At 66.2% G+C, this 19,328-nt stretch carries 22 protein-coding genes; 9 read left to right on the forward strand and 13 right to left on the reverse strand.

The annotated features are described in order from the left end of the window. Positions 1-34: 34 nt before the first annotated feature. Positions 35-757 (forward strand): RNA polymerase sigma factor SigF, encoded by a 723-nt coding sequence (locus ACIA48_RS18925; protein ID WP_396735093.1) that lies wholly within the window; start codon positions 35-37, stop codon positions 755-757. On the opposite strand, the gene ACIA48_RS18930 is transcribed toward ACIA48_RS18925, so the two are convergent. Then, positions 728-1,171, reverse strand: a complete 444-nt coding sequence (locus tag ACIA48_RS18930; protein ID WP_396734662.1) for an STAS domain-containing protein — start codon at positions 1,169-1,171, stop codon at positions 728-730. The genes ACIA48_RS18925 and ACIA48_RS18930 overlap by 30 nt on opposite strands. A 265-nt stretch (positions 1,172-1,436) precedes the next feature. Here ACIA48_RS18930 and ACIA48_RS18935 point away from each other — a divergent pair, with 265 nt between their 5' ends. Then, positions 1,437-1,976: an NTP transferase domain-containing protein gene (locus ACIA48_RS18935; RefSeq protein ID WP_396734665.1), complete on the forward strand. Its 540-nt coding sequence runs from the start codon at positions 1,437-1,439 to the stop codon at positions 1,974-1,976. Between the two features lie 13 nt (positions 1,977-1,989). Here ACIA48_RS18935 and ACIA48_RS18940 read toward each other — a convergent pair whose 3' ends face one another. Next, a complete protein-coding gene (locus ACIA48_RS18940) occupies positions 1,990-2,319 on the reverse strand; it encodes a hypothetical protein (protein WP_396734667.1) in 330 nt (109 codons plus the stop codon). 22 nt (positions 2,320-2,341) lie between these two features. Between ACIA48_RS18940 and ACIA48_RS18945 the strand changes: the two genes are divergently transcribed. Further along, positions 2,342-3,040: an SDR family oxidoreductase gene (locus ACIA48_RS18945; protein ID WP_396734670.1), complete on the forward strand. Its 699-nt coding sequence runs from the start codon at positions 2,342-2,344 to the stop codon at positions 3,038-3,040. Between the two features lie 71 nt (positions 3,041-3,111). Here the strand turns inward: ACIA48_RS18945 and ACIA48_RS18950 are convergent, their stop codons facing one another. The 6 genes from ACIA48_RS18950 to ACIA48_RS18975 all read right to left on the reverse strand — a co-directional run bounded on the left by ACIA48_RS18950 (position 3,112) and on the right by ACIA48_RS18975 (position 8,960). Next, entirely contained in the window at positions 3,112-4,911 is a 1,800-nt protein-coding gene (locus tag ACIA48_RS18950) for an acetyl/propionyl/methylcrotonyl-CoA carboxylase subunit alpha (protein ID WP_396734673.1), read from the reverse strand. Between the two features lie 184 nt (positions 4,912-5,095). Further along, the gene (locus ACIA48_RS18955; RefSeq protein ID WP_396734676.1) at positions 5,096-5,506 is read right to left on the reverse strand and encodes a SufE family protein; all 411 of its coding nucleotides are present in this window, start codon (positions 5,504-5,506) and stop codon (positions 5,096-5,098) included. A gap of 7 nt (positions 5,507-5,513) precedes the next feature. Continuing rightward, complete coding sequence (locus ACIA48_RS18960; RefSeq protein WP_396734678.1) at positions 5,514-6,401, reverse strand: sulfurtransferase; 888 nt, start codon at positions 6,399-6,401, stop codon at positions 5,514-5,516. 26 nt (positions 6,402-6,427) lie between these two features. After that, on the reverse strand, positions 6,428-7,069 hold the full coding sequence (locus ACIA48_RS18965; RefSeq protein WP_396734681.1) for a Maf family protein: 642 nt from the start codon (positions 7,067-7,069) through the stop codon (positions 6,428-6,430). Further along, the gene (locus ACIA48_RS18970) at positions 7,066-7,323 is read right to left on the reverse strand and encodes an acyl-CoA carboxylase subunit epsilon (protein ID WP_396734683.1); all 258 of its coding nucleotides are present in this window, start codon (positions 7,321-7,323) and stop codon (positions 7,066-7,068) included. Before ACIA48_RS18970 ends, ACIA48_RS18965 begins: the two co-directional genes overlap by 4 nt. Further along, positions 7,320-8,960 (reverse strand): acyl-CoA carboxylase subunit beta, encoded by a 1,641-nt coding sequence (locus ACIA48_RS18975; RefSeq protein ID WP_396734686.1) that lies wholly within the window; start codon positions 8,958-8,960, stop codon positions 7,320-7,322. Before ACIA48_RS18975 ends, ACIA48_RS18970 begins: the two co-directional genes overlap by 4 nt. A gap of 95 nt (positions 8,961-9,055) precedes the next feature. Here ACIA48_RS18975 and ACIA48_RS18980 point away from each other — a divergent pair, with 95 nt between their 5' ends. Then, on the forward strand, positions 9,056-9,862 hold the full coding sequence (locus tag ACIA48_RS18980) for a biotin--[acetyl-CoA-carboxylase] ligase (RefSeq protein ID WP_396734689.1): 807 nt from the start codon (positions 9,056-9,058) through the stop codon (positions 9,860-9,862). 21 nt (positions 9,863-9,883) lie between these two features. Further along, entirely contained in the window at positions 9,884-10,402 is a 519-nt protein-coding gene (locus tag ACIA48_RS18985; RefSeq protein ID WP_396734691.1) for a PH domain-containing protein, read from the forward strand. Here the strand turns inward: ACIA48_RS18985 and ACIA48_RS18990 are convergent. Continuing rightward, complete coding sequence (locus tag ACIA48_RS18990; protein ID WP_396734694.1) at positions 10,357-11,040, reverse strand: GtrA family protein; 684 nt, start codon at positions 11,038-11,040, stop codon at positions 10,357-10,359. The genes ACIA48_RS18985 and ACIA48_RS18990 overlap by 46 nt on opposite strands. Positions 11,041-11,133: 93 nt before the next feature. On the opposite strand from ACIA48_RS18990, the gene ACIA48_RS18995 reads away from it, so the two are divergent. The 3 genes from ACIA48_RS18995 (at position 11,134) to ACIA48_RS19005 (ending at position 14,086) form a co-directional block, all read left to right on the forward strand. Then, a complete protein-coding gene (locus tag ACIA48_RS18995; protein WP_396734696.1) occupies positions 11,134-12,354 on the forward strand; it encodes a 5-(carboxyamino)imidazole ribonucleotide synthase in 1,221 nt (406 codons plus the stop codon). Further along, positions 12,347-12,859: a 5-(carboxyamino)imidazole ribonucleotide mutase gene (gene purE / locus ACIA48_RS19000; RefSeq protein WP_396734698.1), complete on the forward strand. Its 513-nt coding sequence runs from the start codon at positions 12,347-12,349 to the stop codon at positions 12,857-12,859. Before ACIA48_RS18995 ends, purE begins: the two co-directional genes overlap by 8 nt. A 63-nt stretch (positions 12,860-12,922) precedes the next feature. Further along, a complete protein-coding gene (locus tag ACIA48_RS19005) occupies positions 12,923-14,086 on the forward strand; it encodes an acyl-CoA dehydrogenase (protein ID WP_396734701.1) in 1,164 nt (387 codons plus the stop codon). Positions 14,087-14,104: 18 nt separating this feature from the next. Here the strand turns inward: ACIA48_RS19005 and ACIA48_RS19010 are convergent, their stop codons facing one another. The 4 genes from ACIA48_RS19010 to ACIA48_RS19025 are packed head-to-tail and all read right to left on the reverse strand — an operon-like array spanning position 14,105 to position 18,373. Further along, complete coding sequence (locus tag ACIA48_RS19010; RefSeq protein ID WP_396734704.1) at positions 14,105-15,517, reverse strand: multicopper oxidase family protein; 1,413 nt, start codon at positions 15,515-15,517, stop codon at positions 14,105-14,107. Positions 15,518-15,549: 32 nt separating this feature from the next. After that, the gene (locus ACIA48_RS19015; protein ID WP_396734706.1) at positions 15,550-16,200 is read right to left on the reverse strand and encodes a hypothetical protein; all 651 of its coding nucleotides are present in this window, start codon (positions 16,198-16,200) and stop codon (positions 15,550-15,552) included. 2 nt (positions 16,201-16,202) lie between these two features. After that, positions 16,203-16,907 carry a TIGR03089 family protein gene (locus ACIA48_RS19020; protein ID WP_396734709.1) on the reverse strand — a complete coding sequence of 235 codons (705 nt, stop codon included), beginning with the start codon at positions 16,905-16,907 and terminating at the stop codon, positions 16,203-16,205. A 2-nt stretch (positions 16,908-16,909) separates the two neighbouring features. Further along, positions 16,910-18,373 (reverse strand): LCP family protein, encoded by a 1,464-nt coding sequence (locus ACIA48_RS19025; RefSeq protein WP_396734712.1) that lies wholly within the window; start codon positions 18,371-18,373, stop codon positions 16,910-16,912. 67 nt (positions 18,374-18,440) lie between these two features. Between ACIA48_RS19025 and rfbD the strand changes: the two genes are divergently transcribed. Next, positions 18,441-19,322 (forward strand): dTDP-4-dehydrorhamnose reductase, encoded by an 882-nt coding sequence (gene rfbD / locus ACIA48_RS19030; RefSeq protein WP_396734715.1) that lies wholly within the window; start codon positions 18,441-18,443, stop codon positions 19,320-19,322. Positions 19,323-19,328: the final 6 nt, after the last annotated feature.

The raw sequence follows: 19,328 nt of genomic DNA on the forward strand, positions 1-19,328 counted from the left end.
GCGATCGAACTCTGAGTACGCGGATGTCGCGGACATGTTCCGCGAACTCGAAGGCGTACCCCAAGACACCCCGGCTTTTCAGCGGCAGCGGGACCGCATCGTGGAGCGCTGCCTTCCACTGGCCGATCACATCGCCCGCCGGTTCGACGGGCGCGGAGAGTCCCGCGACGATCTCGTCCAGGTCGCCCGGGTGGGTCTGGTGAACGCGGTGATCCGCTTCGACGTGAACGCCGGATCGGACTTCGTGTCGTTCGCGGTGCCCACGATCATGGGCGAGGTCCGGCGACACTTCCGGGACAACAGCTGGTCGGTCAAGGTACCCCGCAGGCTCAAGGAACTGCACCTGCGGCTGGGCGCCGCGACAGCGGAACTGTCTCAACGGCTCGGTCGCGCACCCACCGCTTCGGAACTTGCCGCCGAACTGGAGATGGACCGCGACGAGGTCATCGAAGGCCTGGTGGCGGGCAGTTCCTACAACACGCTGTCGATCGACAGTGGCGGCAGCGGAAGCGAGGACGCCCCCGCGATCGCCGACACCATCGGTGATGTCGACCTGGGGCTCGACCAGATCGAGAACCGGGAAGCGTTGCGGCCCTTGCTCGCAGCGCTGCCGGAGCGGGAACGAACGGTGCTGCTGCTGCGCTTCTTCGAATCGCTCACGCAGACGCAGATCGCCGAGAGGGTGGGCATCTCGCAGATGCACGTGTCCCGGCTGCTCGCGAAGTCTCTAGCGCGCCTGCGGGACCAACTGCAGTAGCGGAGGCGGTTCACCCTGCACCGCGGACAGCGCGGAGTCGACACCGCTGAAGAACGGCAACGCCGATTCGGGATCACAAATCCTCTCCAGCCTCGCCACGGCGGGGCTGGGCACCGAAGCCCAGATGATGGATTCGCCCGCGCAGCGGACGTTCAGTGAATGCAACGCCGAAAACCCCGATGTGCCAAAGAAATCGATCCCGCTCATATCGAGCACCAGACGGTCGATGCGATCGCTGTGCCGCATCGCGTAGTCGACGAGCTGCTGTGCGTTGGCCGCGTCGATCTCGCCATGTGCGGTGACGACGGCGGTTTTCGGTGGTAGCCACCGGATGGCGAAATGCGCCATGTGTGATTCGGCGCGCTCGATCAGCGATTCCGGCGTGGCCGGCGGGTCTTGCGTGGTGGTGGACATTGTGACTCCATCAGTGGTGAATACATCGATTCGTACTGTGGTCACGTCAAAATTTGGGCCCTGCGCTTTTGAAAGCCTCGCTGCAGGGCGGCAGCCCTGCACGTCGATGACGTTTTTGCAGACGGCTGTGAGTTCAACCTGTTTTTACCCTACGCGCCATGATCGAGATCGACAATCTGATTCGGAAGGACGTCATAAGTCCAGTTCACAGCGGTGAAGCGACCCGAGTTTGTCTGAATCGCCTGGTGGACCCACACTTGTCGACATGTCATCCACGGCCAGCGGTGTGTTGCTGGCAGCCGGTGCCGGCACGCGGTTCGGAATGCCCAAAGTGCTTGCCGCGCAGGGCGAGTGGCTGACATCTGCAGTCACAGCGTTGCATTTGGGCGGCTGCGACGAGGTCGTCGTTGTGCTGGGTGCGGCGATCGTCGATGTGCCCGCCCCCGCCCGCGCCGTCATCGCGCCCGACTGGTCAGATGGGCTCTCCGCATCGCTGCGCACGGGCCTATCTGCCGTCGACGCCGACTACGCGGTAGTGCACACCGTCGACACCCCTGATGTGCGGGCCGACGTGGTGACTCGGGTGCTGGCCGCGGCGCGATCGTCTATGTCGGGACTGGCGCGGGCGTTCTACGGCGACGTGCCCGGCCATCCCGTCGTCATAGCCAACAGGCATTGGCCTGAACTCCTGCGAGGACTACGCGGCGACGAGGGCGCGCGAGCGTTTCTCTCCGCGCGCTCCGACGTCACAGAGGTGAACTGCGCGGACCTGGCGACGGGTCGCGATATCGACACCCCGGGGTGAGGCGCCGATCGCGTCAGGGGATGGTCAGCCCCAGCATCGCCGACGCGAACCGGCGAACTGACTGCTCGGCGATCGCCACGACGTCCTCGTGGCCGTCGCGCGCTCTGGTCCGCAACGTGGCGGCCGCGGGATCCACTCTCACCTCGGCCAACATCTCACCGGTGGTCGGCTCACAGACCGCCCACGTGTACCCGGTGTCGGTCGCCCATTGCGCGGTGCAGCGCGCCACATAGTCCGGGTCGGACTCACCCATTGCGGCGAGCGCGGGGCGGTCGTCCATCAACTCGTCATCGCGCAGTGCGCGCAGATACCAAGTGCCGGCATTAATTTCCACGGGCTCCACCCGTCGATGGTAGGCATGGCCTATGAAAATCACAGTGATCGGTGCCAGCGGTCTGATCGGCACCAAGGTGGTGGCCCTGCTGCAGGCCGGCGGGCACGAGGTAGTAGCGGCATCTCGCGGATCGGGTGTAGACGTACTCACCGGCGACGGGCTCGGCGAGGCGCTGGAGGGCGCCGATGCGGTCGTCGACGTCACGAATTCCCCGTCGTTCGAAGACGACTCGGTACTGGAGTTCTTCACCAGGGCAACCACGAATGTCGTTGCGGCCGCGAAGCACGCCGGTGTCGGGCACTACGTCGTGCTGTCGATCGTCGGTGTGGACGATCTACCGCTCAGCGGCTACATGCGTGCCAAGGTCGCCCAGGAGAAGTTGCTCACCGAATCCGCCATGGCGTACACCATCGTGCGGGCCACGCAGTTCGCCGAATTCACCGACGCCATCACCGGGTCGATGACCGTCGGAGACGAGGTCCGCGTACCCGATGCGCTGATCCAGCCGATCCCGGCAGACAGGGTCGCCTCGGACGTCGCGCGCGCCGCTGTCGCCGGACCGCTCAACAGTGTCGTGAACATCGGTGGGCCGCAGAAGATCTCGTTCGAGCAGATGGCCCGCGAGTCGCTGGCCCGGCAGGGCGACGACACGAAGACCGTGGTCGTCGACCCCGAGGCCGGTTACTTCGGTACGCCCCTAGAGAACGACAGTCTCGTCACGCCCGACTAACGGGCGAGTGGCCACTTATCCGACGTTTGACGCGATTTCCGTCGCATAACTGGCCACTCGGCGGGGTAGGGCTACTTGATTTCGGCGAGCACCGTGCCCTGAGTGACGGCCGCACCCGGCTCTACCGCGAGACCGGTGATGACGCCGTCCTTGTGGGCAGTGACGGGGTTTTCCATCTTCATCGCCTCGAGGACCACCACGAGATCGCCGGTGGCGACTTCCTGACCCTCTTCGACAGCGACCTTGACCACGGTGCCCTGCATCGGTGCCGTCACCGAATCGCCGGATGCTGCCGCGCCGCCGTGCGAGCCGCGCTTGCGTGCCTTGGGCTTCTTGCGGACGACACCGGCGCCCGCGGGGGCTCCGCCGCCACCGCCGATGGCCAGATCGCCGGGCAGCGACACCTCGATACGCCGGCCCCCCACCTCGACGACAACCGTCTGCCGAGGAATGGTGTCTTCTTCTTCGATCGCTTCGCCGCCGGTGAAGGGCTCTACCGTGTTCTCCCACTCGGTTTCGATCCAGCGGGTGTGGACGTCGAACTTCTCGCCGTCACCGATGAACGCCGGATCGGACACGACGGCGCGGTGGAACGGGATGACCGTCGCCAGGCCCTCGACATGAAATTCAGCGAGCGCGCGCCGCGAGCGGGCCAGCGCCTCCTCGCGGGTGGCGCCGGACACGATCAGCTTCGAAAGCATCGAGTCGAACTGGCCGCCGATCACCGAGCCGGCCTCGACGCCGGAGTCCAGCCGCACACCGGGGCCGGTGGGGATGTCGTACCGGGTCACCGGGCCGGGTGCCGGCAGGAACCCGCGGCCGGCGTCCTCGCCGTTGATGCGGAACTCGAACGAGTGGCCGCGAGGCGTCGGGTCCTCGGTGATATCCAGTGCCTCGCCGTTGGCGATCTTGAACTGCTGCAGGACCAGGTCGATGCCCGCGGTCTCCTCGGTGACCGGGTGCTCCACCTGGAGACGGGTGTTCACCTCGAGGAACGAGATCAGCCCGTCCTGGCCAACGAGGTACTCGACGGTGCCTGCGCCGTAGTAGCCGGCTTCCTTGCAGATGCGCTTGGCGGACTCGTGGATCTCCTTACGCTGCGCGTCGGACAGGAACGGCGCGGGCGCCTCCTCGACGAGCTTCTGGAAGCGACGCTGCAGCGAGCAGTCGCGGGTGCCCGCGACGACGACGTTGCCGTGCGTATCGGCGATGACCTGGGCCTCGACGTGACGCGGCTTGTCCAGGTAACGCTCGACGAAGCACTCGCCGCGGCCGAACGCCGCGACCGCTTCACGGGTGGCCGAGTCGAACAGTTCGGGGATCTCCTCGATGGTGCGGGCCACCTTCATCCCGCGGCCGCCACCGCCGAACGCCGCCTTGATCGCGATCGGGACGCCGTGCTCCTTGGCGAACGCGACTATTTCGTCGGCGTCCTTGACGGGCTCGGGCGTGCCGGGCACCAGCGGCGCCTTGGCCTTGGCGGCGATGTGCCGGGCGGTGACCTTGTCGCCGAGATCACGGATGGACTGCGGGCTGGGGCCGATCCAGATCAGTCCGGCGTCGAGCACCGCCTGAGCGAAATCTGCGTTCTCGGAAAGGAATCCGTAGCCGGGGTGAATCGCGTTCGCGCCGGACTTCTCGGCCGCCTCCAAGATCTTCTCGAAGACGAGGTAGGACTCGGCCGATGTCTGGCCGCCGAGGGCGAAGGCCTCGTCGGCGAGCCGCACATGGGGAGCGTCGGCGTCGGGTTCGGCGTACACGGCCACGCTTCCCAGCCCGGCGTCCTTGGCTGCCCGGATCACCCTGACCGCGATCTCTCCGCGATTGGCGACCAGCACCTTGGAGATCTTTGAGCTGGCGTGACTTGCCACTGCGCCTCCTGACGGCATGTTTTTTAAGAAACGTCTTTAAGAATGTATCGGAGGCAGTTTAGGCGGCAGCAGGACGCCCACGCCAAGCCGGTATCGGTTACTGCCGGGTAGCCCCGTTCAGAGTGGCGAGTTGTGCCTCATGTGATCGGTGATTCTGCGTTGCGGTAGGCATCATCGGCTGTGTTTATCGCAGTCGCTTTTTGATGCGGGCCAGCATCGCCGACATACCGCGTAGCCGCAGCGGGCTGATCAGCGCGGCCAGGCCGAGCTCACTGTAGAAGTCGTCGGGCACCGCGAGGATGTCGTCAGCCGACTGTGAGTCGAGACCGGCCGCCAGAATCGCCGCGAAACCACGCGTGGTCGGGGCCTCCGCGGGCGCGCTGAAATACAGCCGAACCTTGGCCCGGTCGGCGGCGTCGACATGAAGGAACAGCGGTGACTGACATTCGGGCACCGGCTCCATCGCCGCCTCTTCGAGCTCGGCGGGCAGCGGAGGCAACTCGCCTGCGAACTCGAGCAGCAGCTGCAATTTGTCCTGCCCCTGCATGTCCTTGAAGTCGGACACCACCTCGGCCAGCGCGGCCGGCATGGTCATTTGGCGCTCACGGCGCTTCGCCGGGCTCTTCCCCGACGGCGACCGGGACCCGCACGGCATTGCCCCATTCGGTCCACGAGCCGTCGTAGTTGCGAACGCCCGCACGGCCGAGCAGGTGTGTCAGCACGAACCAGGTATGGCTGCTTCGCTCGCCGATGCGGCAGTAGACGACCGTCTTGTCCTCAGGGGAGAGGAACCCGTACAGCTCGTCGAGTTCGGCGCGACTGCGGAACTGGCCGTTGTCCTTGGCCGCCTTGGCCCACGGGATCGACCGCGCGGTCGGGATGTGCCCGCCGCGCAGCGCGCCCTCCTCGGGGTAGTCCGGCATATGGGTGCGCTCGCCGGTGTACTCCTGCGGTGAGCGGACGTCGATCAACGGCTGGGACCCGATGATCTCGAGGACGTCGTCCTTATAAGCGCGGATCGGCGCGTCGTTGCGTTCGACGACGGGGTAGCCGGTCGTCTGCTTGCTCGGCACGTCGAGATTGGTGTCGCGGCCGTCGGAGATCCACAGGTCGCGCCCGCCGTCGAGCAGCCGCACATCGGGATGGCCGAACAGGGTGAACACCCACAGCGCGTAGGCGGCCCACCAGTTGCTCTTGTCGCCGTAGATCACGACGGTGTCGTCGCGGGAGATGCCCTTGCGGTCCATCAGCTCGGCGAATTGGGCGCCGTCGATGTAGTCGCGAACCTTCGCGTCGTTGAGGTCGGTGTGCCAGTCGATCTTCACCGCACCGGGGATGTGACCGGTGTCGTAGAGCAGCACGTCCTCGTCGGATTCGACGATGGCCAGCCCGGGCCTGCCTAAGTTGCCCGACAACCAGTCGGGGGTGACCAGGCGTTCCGGGTGGGCGTAGTCGGCCAGGGCGGGATCGGTATCGGCGGGTAGCGGCACAACTGCGAGCCTACCCACGCGGCGGATCAGCGCATCGGGTTGGCGGACCAGAGTTCGGCGATCGAAAGACCCCCGTCGGCGAGCAGTCGCCGGATCAGCGGCAGACCGATGCCGATGACCGACGACGGATCGCCGTCGACGCCGTCGACGAACCAGCCGCCCAGGCCGTCGAGGGTGAATCCGCCCGCTACGGCCGTCGGCTCGCCGCTGCCCACGTACGCGTCCAAATCCGCTGCGTTCGGGCTGCCGAACCTGACAGTGGTGACAGTGGCATCGGCGGCGCGCCAAGTGATGACGTTGTCCTGCAGACGAATCGCGCTATGGCCGGTGTACAGCTCACCCGAGGTGCCGGCCATCTGCTGCCAACCGATGCGCGCCGCGTCGGCAGTGGCGGGCTTACCGCGTAATTCACCGCCGTGGTACAGCATCGAATCGCAGCCGATGACAACGCAATCGGCGCCGACTTCGGCGTCGAGGACCGCGGCGACGGCCTCGGCCTTGGCGGCCGCCAGCGCGGTGGTCACGTCTGCGGGGGTTGCCGTCGGCTCCAGCGCAGCCATGGCGGCGTCCTCGTCCACCCCGGAGACAATGACAAGTGGGTCGATTCCCGCCTGGCGCAACACCTTACGGCGACCGGACGACGCTGACGCGAGAACGAATCGCGTCATCGATGACGCATGTGCGTCCGTTGCTGAAGTGCCACCTTCTGCCAGCTGAAGAACGAATAGCGCAGCCGGTCGACCGGGTGGCCCCAGAGGTTTTCTTCCTGCTCACGCGGCTCGGCAGGGGTGCCGGAAGCTGCGGCGAGCACGGCGATGACGGCGCCGATCTCTTCCGCGGTCGGGCTGCCCTTGACGATCTGGATGGGTGCCTCGTGCGCGTGGGGGTCTTCGGCCACGGTCTCGTTCCCGTCCTCGCTCACAGTGGAATGTTCCCGTGCTTCTTCGGCGGCACCTGCGTGATCTTGCGTTCCAGCAGGCGCAGGGCGGTCGCCACGTAGCCGCGGGTGTGCGACGGCGGGATCACCGCGTCCACATAGCCACGCTCGGCTGCGATGTACGGGTTGACGAGAGTGTCCTCGTACGTCTGCTGCAGCTCCAGCCGCAGCGCATCGACGTCCTCGCCCTCCTTGGCCGCCTTGGACAGCTCCTGGCGGTAGACGAACCCGACCGCGCCGGCGGCGCCCATCACGGCGATCTGGGCGGTCGGCCAGGCCACGTTCACGTCGGCGCCCATCTCCTTGGAGCCCATGACGCAGTACGCGCCGCCGTAGGCCTTACGGGTGATGACGGTGATCTTGGCGACCGTGGCCTCGCCGTAGGCGTAGAGCAGCTTCGCGCCGCGGCGGATGATGCCGTTGTATTCCTGTTCGGTGCCCGGCAGGAAGCCCGGCACGTCGACCAGCATCACGATCGGCACGTTGAAGCAGTCGCACGTGCGGATGAACCGCGCGGCCTTCTCCGAGGCGTTGATGTCCAGGCAGCCCGCGAACTGGGTCGGCTGGTTGGCGACGATGCCGACTGGCCGGCCCTCGATGCGGCCGAAGCCGACGATGATGTTCTGCGCGTAGCCCTGCTGCACCTCGAGGAACTCGTCGTCGTCGAGGATGCGGGTGATGACCTCGTGCATGTCGTAGGGCTGGTTCGGCGAATCGGGAATCAGCGTGTCCAGCTCGAGGTCCTCGTCGGTGAGGTTGTCCTCGATCGCACCCGCCGGAACGGCGGCGGGGTAACGCGGCGGATCGGCGTAGTTGTTGGCGGGCAGGTAGGACAGCAGGTCGCGGACGTAGTCGAAGGCGTCCTGCTCGCCGGTCGCCACGTAGTGCGCCGTGCCGGACTTGGCCATGTGCGTGTGCGCGCCACCGAGTTCTTCCATCGTGACGTCCTCACCGGTGACGGTCTTGATGACGTCCGGTCCGGTGATGAACATCTGGCTGGTCTGGTCGACCATGACGACGAAGTCGGTCAATGCGGGGGAGTAGACGTGCCCGCCCGCCGCGGCGCCCATGATCAGTGAGATCTGTGGGATGACACCCGACGCCTTGATGTTGTTGTGAAAGATGTTGCTGTACAGGCCAAGCGACACCACACCCTCTTGGATCCGGGCGCCTGCGCCGTCGTTGATTCCGATGAGTGGTCGGCCCGTTTTGATCGCGAGTTCCTGAACCTTGACGATTTTCTCGCCGTAGACCTCGCCGAGACTGCCGCCGAACACCGCGACGTCCTGGCTGAAGATGCAGATCTCGCGACCGTCGATGGTGCCGTAGCCGGTTACCACGCCGTCACCGAACGGGCGCTTGTCGGCGAGCCCGAAGTTCGTGCTGCGATGCCGGGCCAGCGCGTCGAGTTCGACGAACGAACCCTCGTCCAGCAGCGCGAGGATGCGCTCGCGGGCCGTCAGCTTGCCCTTGGCGTGGATCTTTTCGACCGCCGCCTCTCCGACCGGGTGCAGCGTCTCTTCGCTGCGCTTGCGAAGATCGGCCAGCTTGCCTGCGGTGGTGTGGATGTCGATCTCGTGCTCGCCCGAGGGCTCGACCGACTGATCGCTAACGCTCGTCATGAGCGTCGATGCTAACGAACGACGTCGACGGCGCGGACAGCGCGTCCTTAATGTCTCCTTAAGCAGCTGTGCGCGGCGTCGCTTACGTTTGGCCGATGACTGCTGAGCGGGCTCCTCTGGACGAAACGACGTTGCGTGCCGCCATCGGAGGCGGCCCGGTGTGGCAGACCGTCGAGGTGGTGGCCGAGACCGGATCCACTAACTCCGACCTGATCGCGCGCGCCAACAGCGGCGCCGACATCGCCGGTGCGGTGCTCATCGCCGAGCACCAGACCGCGGGCCGTGGCAGGCAGGGGCGCAGCTGGTCGGCCGCGCGATACGCCCAGATCACGATGTCGGTGGCCATCGACGCCGCTGGGGTGCCGACGGAGGCCTGGGGCTGGCTCCCGCTGGCAACGGGGGTGGCCATCGTCGACACCGTGACAGCCATCGGCGTGGACGCCGGACTGAAGTGGCCGAACGACGTGCTGGCCGGCGGAGGCAAGCTCGCGGGGATCCTCGCCGAGGTCGCCGCCGAGCAGCGGGCAGTCGTCGTCGGTATCGGCCTCAACGTCTCGCTGAGTGGTGATGAGGTGGGCGTTGACGGCGTCACGTCGCTCGTCGGCCTCGGGGTGAGCGCGCCGGATCGTCAGGATCTCGTCGTCCGGCTCCTGAACGAATTGGTGCGGCGCGTCGACGCATGGCGCGGCGCGGGCGGCGCGGACCCGCAACTGATCGCGGACTACCGGGCCCGCAGCCTGACCCTCGGGAGCCCGGTCCGCGCGATTCTGCCCGGTGACCGAGAGATCGTCGGGGTGGCCCGCGATGTCGACGACCAGGGCCGGCTGTCGATCGACACCGACGGGCAGACGACGACGGTCGCCGCTGGTGACATCGTCCACTTGCGACCCGCGGGCACCTGAACCGGAATAAGGTCTTCGCTCATGGGATACCCGGAGAAAGTGCTCGCCAAAGACGAGCATGTGGTGCTGCACCGCCATCCGCACTGGAAACGGCTGATCGGCCCGATCCTGATCCTGCTGGTAATCACCGCGGTCGCGACGTTCGCCGCCGGTTACGTCAACAGCACCAACTGGGATCCCACCGCGCGCAACGTGGTGATGATCGTCATCGCGGTTGTGTGGGCGGTCATTGTCATCTGGCTGACGGTGTGGCCGTTCCTCAATTGGTGGACAACGCATTTCGTCATCACTGACCGCAGGGTGATGTTCCGGCACGGGCTGCTTACTCGCTCGGGCATCGACATCCCGCTGGCCCGCATCAACAGCGTCGAGTTCCGTCACGGTGTGCTCGATCGCATGCTGCGCACCGGCACGCTGATCATCGAGTCAGCGTCGCAGGATCCGCTTGAGTTCCAGGAAATTCCGCGAGTGGAAGAGGTCCACTCGCTGCTGTATCACGAGGTTTTCGACACCCTGGGCTCTGAGGAATCGTCGAGCTGAGCCAGTCGCCGGGCGCGGCGGGTCGGCCTGCGTAGCGGTGTCACGTTGCCGTCCGCGTCGAGCCCGTGCAGGGCCGGGTCGCGGGCATCTTCCACAGCCTCGGCGATGCCGCCGCCGGTCAGCGTGGCCTCCAGCGCCTTGTCCGGGTTGCGGCCGAACTCGTCCGGGAACACCCAACGGCGGAACGCCCAGAAGCGGAACGCCATCTGCAGCAGATTGCCGATGATGTAGGCCGCGACGAAGTCGGCGATGTTCTCGACCGTCAGGCTGACTTCAGGCACCCGCAGCATCAGCACGTAGCTCGAGAACCACAGCGGTGCCATTGACAGCAGCACGCCCACGCCGCTGAACGCGAAGAACATCAGCGCCTCGTGGTGACGTTCCCGGCCGCCGCGGTCACGGAAGCTCCACTCACGGTTGAGGATGTACGACGCGATCACCGCGACGACACCGGCGATGATCTTCGCCGTCACAGGCTTGGGCTCCAGCACCGTGAGCTTCAGCGTGAAGAAGACCGCTGAGTCGATGACGAATGTGGTGGCGCCGACGATCGCGAACTTGATCAGCTCGTGGTGCCGTTCGAAGTACGGCCGGATCGGGCGAGGTAGCCGCGCGATCGTGGCATCGGTGAAGGACACAACAGGCGAGTGTACGGAAATTGACCACCACACGCGTACCCGTGCAGGTCACCGTTGCTAAACCGAAGGTTCAGCTCATGACAACATAGGCACGTGCCACGTAATCCGACGAAGCCCCCGGTAGTGACCATGATCGGCGGCGGGCAACTGGCGAGAATGACTCATCAGGCCGCCATCGCGCTCGGTCAGACGCTGCGTGTGTTGGCCGTCACACCCGAGGATCCGGCCGCGCAGGTGACCCCCGATGTGGTGCTCGGTTCGCACGACGACCTCGATGCGCTGCGCCGCGCGGCGGCGGGCGCCGACGCGCTGACGTTCGACCATGAGCACGTGCCGACCGAGATGCTCGAGAAGCTGATCGCCGAGGGCGTGAACGTCGCACCGCCGCCGACGGCGCTGATCCACGCCCAGGACAAGTTGGTGATGCGCCGACGGCTTGAGGCCCTCGGCGCGCCGGTGCCACGGTTCGCGGCTGTGACGTCGCCCGGCGACGTGGACGCCTTCGCCGCGGGTTCGGATGCCCCGCTGGTCCTCAAGACCGTGCGTGGCGGCTACGACGGCCGCGGTGTCACCTTGGCCCGCGATATCGCCCACGCCCGGGAGGCGGCGGCTGAGTACCTGGCAGCTGGAGCCGAGGTCCTCATCGAGGAGAAGGTGGAGATGCGGCGCGAACTCACCGCGCTGGTGGCCCGGTCGCCCTTCGGTCAGGGTGCGGCGTGGCCGGTCGTGCAGACCGTGCAGCGCGACGGCATCTGTGTCGAGGTCATCGCGCCGGCCCCCGACCTCGACGACGACATCGCGGGCGCCGCCGGCGGTCTGGCGCTGCGCTTGGCCGACGAACTCGGCGTCGTCGGTGTGCTGGCGGTCGAACTGTTCGAGACCACCGACGGCGGGTTGCTGGTGAACGAATTGGCGATGCGGCCACACAATTCGGGTCACTGGTCGATGGACGGTGCACGCACCAGCCAGTTCGAGCAGCACCTGCGGGCGGTGCTGGACTATCCGCTGGGGGACACCTCACCGATCGCGCCGGTGACCGTTATGGCGAATGTGCTTGGCGCTCAAGAGACCCCGGCGATGGCCATAGATGAGCGGCTGCACCACTTGTTCGGGCGGATGCCGGAGGTCAAGGTGCACCTGTACGGCAAGGGTGAGCGTCCGGGTCGCAAGATCGGCCACGTCAACGTCCTCGGCGCGGCGTGGGGCTCGCCGGACGATGCCGCGTATGTCGAGGAGGTTCGTGAACGTGCGGTGCGGGCCGCACACTGGTTGTCGCACGCCGAATGGACCGACGGATGGAGTGGACATGACTAACGGCTCGAAGCCGCGCGTCGGCGTGATCATGGGCAGCGACAGCGACTGGTCGGTGATGGAGGACGCGGCGCAGGCGCTCGCCGAGTTCGGGGTGCCGTTCGAAGTCGGCATCGTGTCGGCGCACCGCACCCCCGATCGCATGCTCGACTACGCGAAGACGGCAGCGGGACGCGGCATCGAGGTGATCATCGCCGGTGCCGGCGGGGCCGCGCACCTGCCTGGCATGGTCGCGTCGGCGACGCCGCTGCCCGTCATTGGCGTTCCGGTGCCCCTGGCCAAGCTCGACGGCCTCGATTCGCTGCTGTCGATCGTGCAGATGCCCGCCGGTGTGCCGGTGGCCACGGTGTCGATCGGCGGTGCCCGCAACGCCGGGCTGTTGGCCGTGCGGATTCTCGGGTCGTCGGATACCGCCCTGCGCGAGCGCGTCGAGGAATTCCAGAGCGCGCTGTCGGACATGGTGCTGCAGAAGGACGCGGCGCTGCGCGATCGGCTGCTCGGGCAGTAAAGCCGCGAATTGGGTCGATGACGCCGGAACGGTAAAGTTACCGGCGAGTAGCAAGGAGTCGCCATGGGAATCGGAAATCCGTCCTTCGACGTTTTCAAGCTTTCTGACGAGCACATCGAGTTGCGCGCAGTGCTGCGCGATCTGTGCGACAAGGAGATCGCGCCATACGCCGCGGACGTCGACGAGAAGGCCCGCTACACCGACGAGGCGGAGGCGGCGCTGACCGCGTCCGGGATGGCCGCGATCCACATTCCCGAGGAGTACGGCGGTCAGGGCGGCGACTCGGTGGCCGCCTGCATCGTCATCGAAGAGGTCGCGCGGGTGTGCGCGTCGTCGTCGCTCATCCCGATCTGCAACAAGCTCGGGACGATGGGTCTGCTGCTGCGGGGGTCGGAGGAACTCAAGAAGCAGGTGCTGCCCAGCATCGGCTCGGGTGAGGCGATGGCGTCGTACGCGTTGTCCGAACGTGAAGCCGGCAGCGACGCGGCCTCAATGCGGACCCGCGCGAAGCGCGACGGCGATGACTGGGTGCTCAACGGCGCCAAGTGCTGGATCTCCAACGGCGGGCACTCGACCTGGTACACCGTCATGGCGGTGACCGATCCGGACAAGGGCGCCAACGGTATCTCCGCGTTCGTCGTGCACAAGGACGATCCCGGCTTCGCAGTTGGGGCCAAGGAGCGCAAGCTCGGCATTAAGGGGTCGCCGACGACTGAGTTGTACTTCGAGGACTGCCGTATTCCCGGCGATCGGATCATCGGCGACGAGGGCACCGGCTTCAAGACTGCGCTGGCCACCCTGGACCACACCCGCCCGACCATCGGCGCCCAGGCTGTCGGCATCGCGCAGGGCGCGCTGGAAGCGGCGATCGCATACACCAAGGAGCGCAAGCAGTTCCGCCAACGCATCGCGGACTTCCAAGCGGTGCAGTTCATGCTCGCCGATATGGCGATGAAGATCGAGGCCGCCCGGCTCATGGTGTACACCGCCGCGGCTCGCGCCGAACGTGGCGAGCCAGATCTGGGCTTCATTTCCTCAGCGGCGAAGTGCTACGCCTCCGACGTAGCGATGTCGGTGACCACCGATGCCGTGCAGCTGTTCGGCGGCTACGGCTACACGGTGGACTTCCCCGTCGAGCGGTTCATGCGCGACGCCAAGATCACGCAGATCTACGAGGGCACTAACCAGATTCAGCGTGTGGTGATGTCGCGCGCATTACTGAAGTAACGCTCAAGGCCGCGAGACTCAGCCCGTGTACTCGATGAAGGTCGCCATCCCTGCTTCGAGGTGATAGGTGTTGTGGCAGTGGGTGATCCACCGCCCCGGATTGTTCGTGTCGAAGTCGATGACGACAGTCTGCTTCGGTGGCACCAGCACAGTGTCCTTACGGGCCTTGGCGATGCTGCCGTCCATCACCTGGAACGTGTGGCCGTGCAGATGGAATGGATGAAACATCATCGTGTCGTTGATGTACCGAATGCGCACACGCTGATTCGGTTGGACGGCCACCCCGTCATTCGGTGGGTTGTATAACTTCTGATTGATCGGCCAGGTGTAGCCGTTGACGGGCCCGGCCAGGTGGGCGTCGAAAACCTGATCGGGTTGTTTCGCCGGCAGCGTCACCTCCGGGGTTGGCGACAGCGTCGCGGTGTTCAGCGGAGCCTGGGTGCGTACCGATGCGACGAAATCATCGATGTTGGCCGCCGCGTGCCCCTGGTTGATCCGCATGTTCAACCGGGCGTGGCCCTGCTTGCCCTCCGGCACGGCGACCACCGGCACCGACTCGTTCACGGTGATGATCGCGTCGAACCGCTCACCCATGCCGAGTATCACGGAGTCCGCCTGAACCGGCACCACCGGGTAACCGTCGGTTTGAATGACCCGCATCGAAACGCTGGGTACCGCTACCCGGAACGCGGTGTCGGAACCCGCGTTGATCACCCGCAGGCGGATTCGTTGGCCCCCGCGGTAATCCACGACCTGGGGATCGCCCGCAGCGCGGCCGTTGATGACGAAGTAGGGGTAGGTGACATCGCCGCCGTCGGCGCCGAGCGGTCTGGTCGGAGTCACCCCAGGACCGCCGGGTTCCATCGGCTTCATCCCCGTCTTGCGCAGGTTCTCGAACACCTCGTCGGGGTTGGTGCCGGTGCCGTCGATCCAATCGTCCAGTACGACAACGAGTTCGCCGTCGTAATCGACTTTCTCATCCGGGTCCTCGACGATCAGCGGCCCGTACAGGCCGCGGTCGAGCTGAGTGCCGACATGTGAGTGGAACCAATAGGTTCCGGCGTCGGGCACGACGAAGTCGTAGGTGAATGTCTGCCCGTTAGGTACCGCATCCTGGGTAAGCGCCGGGACCCCGTCCATGTCGTTGACGATCGCGATGCCATGCCAGTGCACCGTGACGTCCTGCGGCAGCGCGTTGGTCAGCTCAGCCCGGAGTCGCTCGCCCTTGCGGAGACGAATCTCCCGAGCGGGTACCTGGTTTCCGTATGCCCAGGTGCGCAGTGTGGCGCCGGCGAGGTCGATGTCCGTCTCACCGGCGGCAAGGGTGAGGTTGGGGGAGCCCCCCGATGGTGGTTGCGGTTGCGAACAAGCAGCCACCACCCCCGCGATGCCCATCGCGCCCACGACCATGAAATGCCGTCGACTGATCATGCTTCCAGAGTGGCACTTTTGGGCGGCCGTGGTTAGTAGCTCAGTCCACAAAGAAGCGGTAGCAGGGCCAGAACAGGTTGGACCCGGCGTGCGGGTGCGAACGAATACTGCACCACGCGCCGCAGTCCCAGGTGCATGGTCTGGTTGTAGGCCTGGTCGTTCAATGCTCCCTGTGGGTCCAGCCACATCCACAAATCCGGTGACAGCGACGGCCCAGGGACGCCGGCAAGCACCTCGCCGAGCACGTCCCCCGCTGGGCTCCGTACCGGCCACGGACTGTCGCCGTCGCACGTGAACTCGGCGAGTGCATCGTCATCCGGCCCGGAGACAGTGACCACCCTGTCGTTCCGTCTGGTGCGTCCCCAGGGGCGGCCGGTTGCGTCGGCCACCGTCACCGTCGGCTCCGTGTAGGTGGAGCTCGCCCGGGCCAGTGCGGCGCCGTCGGCGCCGACCAGCTCGACGTGAATGTCGTTGTTGACGTCCATACCGGTGAGCGTGACGGCTTTCCACCACACCTGCGCGACCTTGCCGCCACTGTGCACCCGCTCGGTATGTGCCAATTCGGAACCATTCTGGCCGAACAGCTTCCAGTGGTGTCCGAGCGCCGTAGAGCCCGCTTTGAATACGGCCGTGACACCGCCGCAAGCCGCGAAGTCGTCGAGCGTTCGTGCGGTGGCAATCACGGCTACCCCTTGGTGATCTTCTCCGTCTGCCTGCGACGGTCCATCGCAGCCGGGTCCGGATTCGTGACGTGCACAAGTGAAGCACCGATGCTGAACACCGCGAGCAGATTGGCGATGAGTTCGTCTGGCGTTCGCCACGGCGCACTCGACATCACCCGGTCGTCGGCTGTGACTCCCTGCGCGGTGGCTGCGGCCGCCGCACCGGTCAACACGTCGGCCACCGAACGGCCGTCGAGTGCGGTACCGGGATGGCGCTCGGGAGCGATCTGGTCGCCGTGCACGCGCACCGCGGTGGCGTAGTCCGTCACGCCCACAGGAAGGTCGGGCGCGGGCTTGCCGAACGGGTCCAGCGACAGGACGGCGATCTCGCCCACCCCGACGGCGTTGTCGGCTTCGCCGAGGCGGTCGGCGGTGCACAGCGCGATGTCGGCCTCTCCGGCAGTGACGACTTCGGCACCGATCCACCAGATTCCGAACAGCACCGCGGCGGTCTGCCAGTGCGCGGGTAGCAGCACCGCAACCCGGCTGGACGGCCCTGCGCCGAGTTCGTCACGCAGCAGGTTGCCGGTCTTGGCGGCCCAGTTCACCAGTGTGGCGGTGGACAATTCGATGCGTTCACCGGTCGCGTCGTCGTAATAGGTGATCCGCGGGCCGGCGGGATCGGACGCCATGAGCGGATCGAGGATCGCCGAACTGACTGTGCTCACAGCTAGTTGACGCACTCCGGGTCGTTCGAGCCGGCGGTGATGATCGGCGACGCCAACGGGTTTTCCGTCGACCCGACCGCGACGGGGTCGGCGGTGGTCAGCGTCGGATCGATTCCGTCCAGGCCCGAACCGGGACCGGTGTAGTCGGCGGCCAGCACGACCCGTACCGAACCGGGCGCCACCGACGCGTCCTCGACGATCGGCAGTCCGCCCAGGTCCTTGGCAATCGCCTGGGCGCCAAGGTCATCGGCCTTGGCTGCCTGCACCTGGCTGTTCGTCACCGGAGCGCCCTCGTGGTTGCCGGTGCTGCCGGGAGAGAAGCCTTTGTTGGTCAGCACGTCTGAGACCGCAGACGCGAGCCCGTTGACGTCGCTGGCGTTCACCACGTCGGCGGTCGTCTTCTCTGGCGTGTACGCGAGTTCCTCGGTCTTACCCTCGTCCTGGTCGTGCAGCAGTCCGTCGACCCAATCCTTGACCTCGCTCGAATCGACCCGCACCACGCTCTGCATACCGTCGTCACTCCAGCCGTTCTCCTGGAGTACGGGAATCGTGGCGAACGCGACATTGCCCGCGGCGAGCTTCTGCAATTGCTTCGCGAATTCCATGACGTCCCAACCATCTGAGAGCACGACGGAGCGCTGCACTGCGTCCTCGAGCCGGTTCAGGGTTGACGGGCTGGACAGCGTCTTGCTTGAGATGACCTCGTGGGCAAGCGATGCCATGACCGCCTGCTGGCGCACCACCCGGTCGAGATCGCCGCGGGGCAGATCGTGGCGCTGACGAACGAAGCTCAGCGCCTGCGGGCCACTCAGCTTTTGCCAGCCCGCCGAGAAATCGGCGCCCGAAAGTGGTTCGTAGACAGGGTTTTTCAGACATACGTTCACACCGCCGAGGGCGTCGGTGATGAGCGAGAATCCCAACAGCCCGATCTCGGCGTAGTGGTCGACGGTAACGCCGGTCAGATTCGCGACGGTCTTGATCAACGCCTCGCGGCCGGCCTCGACGGCCTGCGGCTCCGCCTGCGCCTTCTCCATGCCATCCTGTTCGACCAGCTCGACCAGCTTCTCGAAGTGGGCTGAGCCGTAGACGCCGTTGATCTTCATCTTGCCGACGCCGGGTGCCTCTACGTAGGAGTCACGCGGGATGGAGATGGCGGTGGCGGACTTACCGTTGTTGGGAATTCGCACCAAGATGATGGTGTCGGTGTTGGTCGCCTCGTCGTCGCCCGCCCGGAGCGTCGCGAGTTCTTCCTGCGTCAGCGGGTTTCCATGCGCATCGGTGCGGCTGTCCACGCCGACCAGCAATATATCGATTGCACCGTCCTCACCGCCGCCGCCCAACGACATGGGGGAGATGTGGTTGATGCCGGATTCGAATGATCGGATCTTTCCCCAGGCGACGCCTGTACCTACGACGATCGCCAATGCCAGCGACACGGCAATGACACGGAAAGTACGAGCGGGCATCAGCCCAGGTTACTTGCGAGATGGGCGCAGAGTCGGTAGCCCGGGTCGGCGTGCCAGACTCGTCACCATGGGTTTCCGAGAGTCTGGCCGAATCGTTATCTCCGGCGCTGGCGGCATGGTTGGTCGTGAATTGGCAGCTCAGGCACGTAGTGGGGGCCGTGACGTATTGGCGCTGACGTCGTCTGAGTGGGATATCACAGACGCCCCCGCGGCCGAGCGATTCGTCGAATCCGGTGACGTGGTGATCAATTGCGCGGCCTATACGAAGGTCGACGCGGCCGAGTCCGACGAGGAGCGCGCCCACGCAGTCAACGCCGTGGGACCCGCCCATATCGCGCACGCCTGCGCCCGCGCCGGAGCTGAGTTCATTCACATCTCCACCGACTACGTCTTCTCCGGCCCGCAGCGCACGCCGTTCGAGATCAACGACGAGACCGCGCCGGTGGGCGTGTACGGCCGCACGAAGCTCGCAGGCGAGTTCGCGGTGCTCGCGGCGATGCCCGATGCGCATATCGTCCGAACGGCGTGGATCTACGAGGGTGCGGACGGCGGTGACTTCGTAGCCGTGATGAAAAGGCTGGCCGCCGGGGATCAGACCGTCGATGTGGTGGCTGACCAGGTCGGCTCGCCGACGTATGCCGCCGATTTGGTGGGCGCGCTGCTCGAGGTGGCGGACGGAAGCATCCGGGAGCCGGTGCTGCATGCTGCCAATGCGGGCCAGGCCAGCCGCTACGAGCAGGCACAGGCGGTTTTCGAGGCCGTGGGCGCCGATCCTGCCCGGGTGCGCCCGGTCGGCACCGACCGCCATCCCCGCCCGGCCCCACGGCCGCAGTACTCGGCGTTGTCGGCCCGGCTGTCCGCCGATGCCGGCCTGACCCCGCTGCGGCCCTGGCGCGACGCGCTGGCCGCGGCGATCGCAGAACACGGCACATTAACCTCTACGCCGTGAGTGACG

The sequence above is a fragment of the Mycobacterium sp. NPDC051804 genome (assembly GCF_044452905.1).
GTDB lineage: Bacteria > Actinomycetota > Actinomycetes > Mycobacteriales > Mycobacteriaceae > Mycobacterium.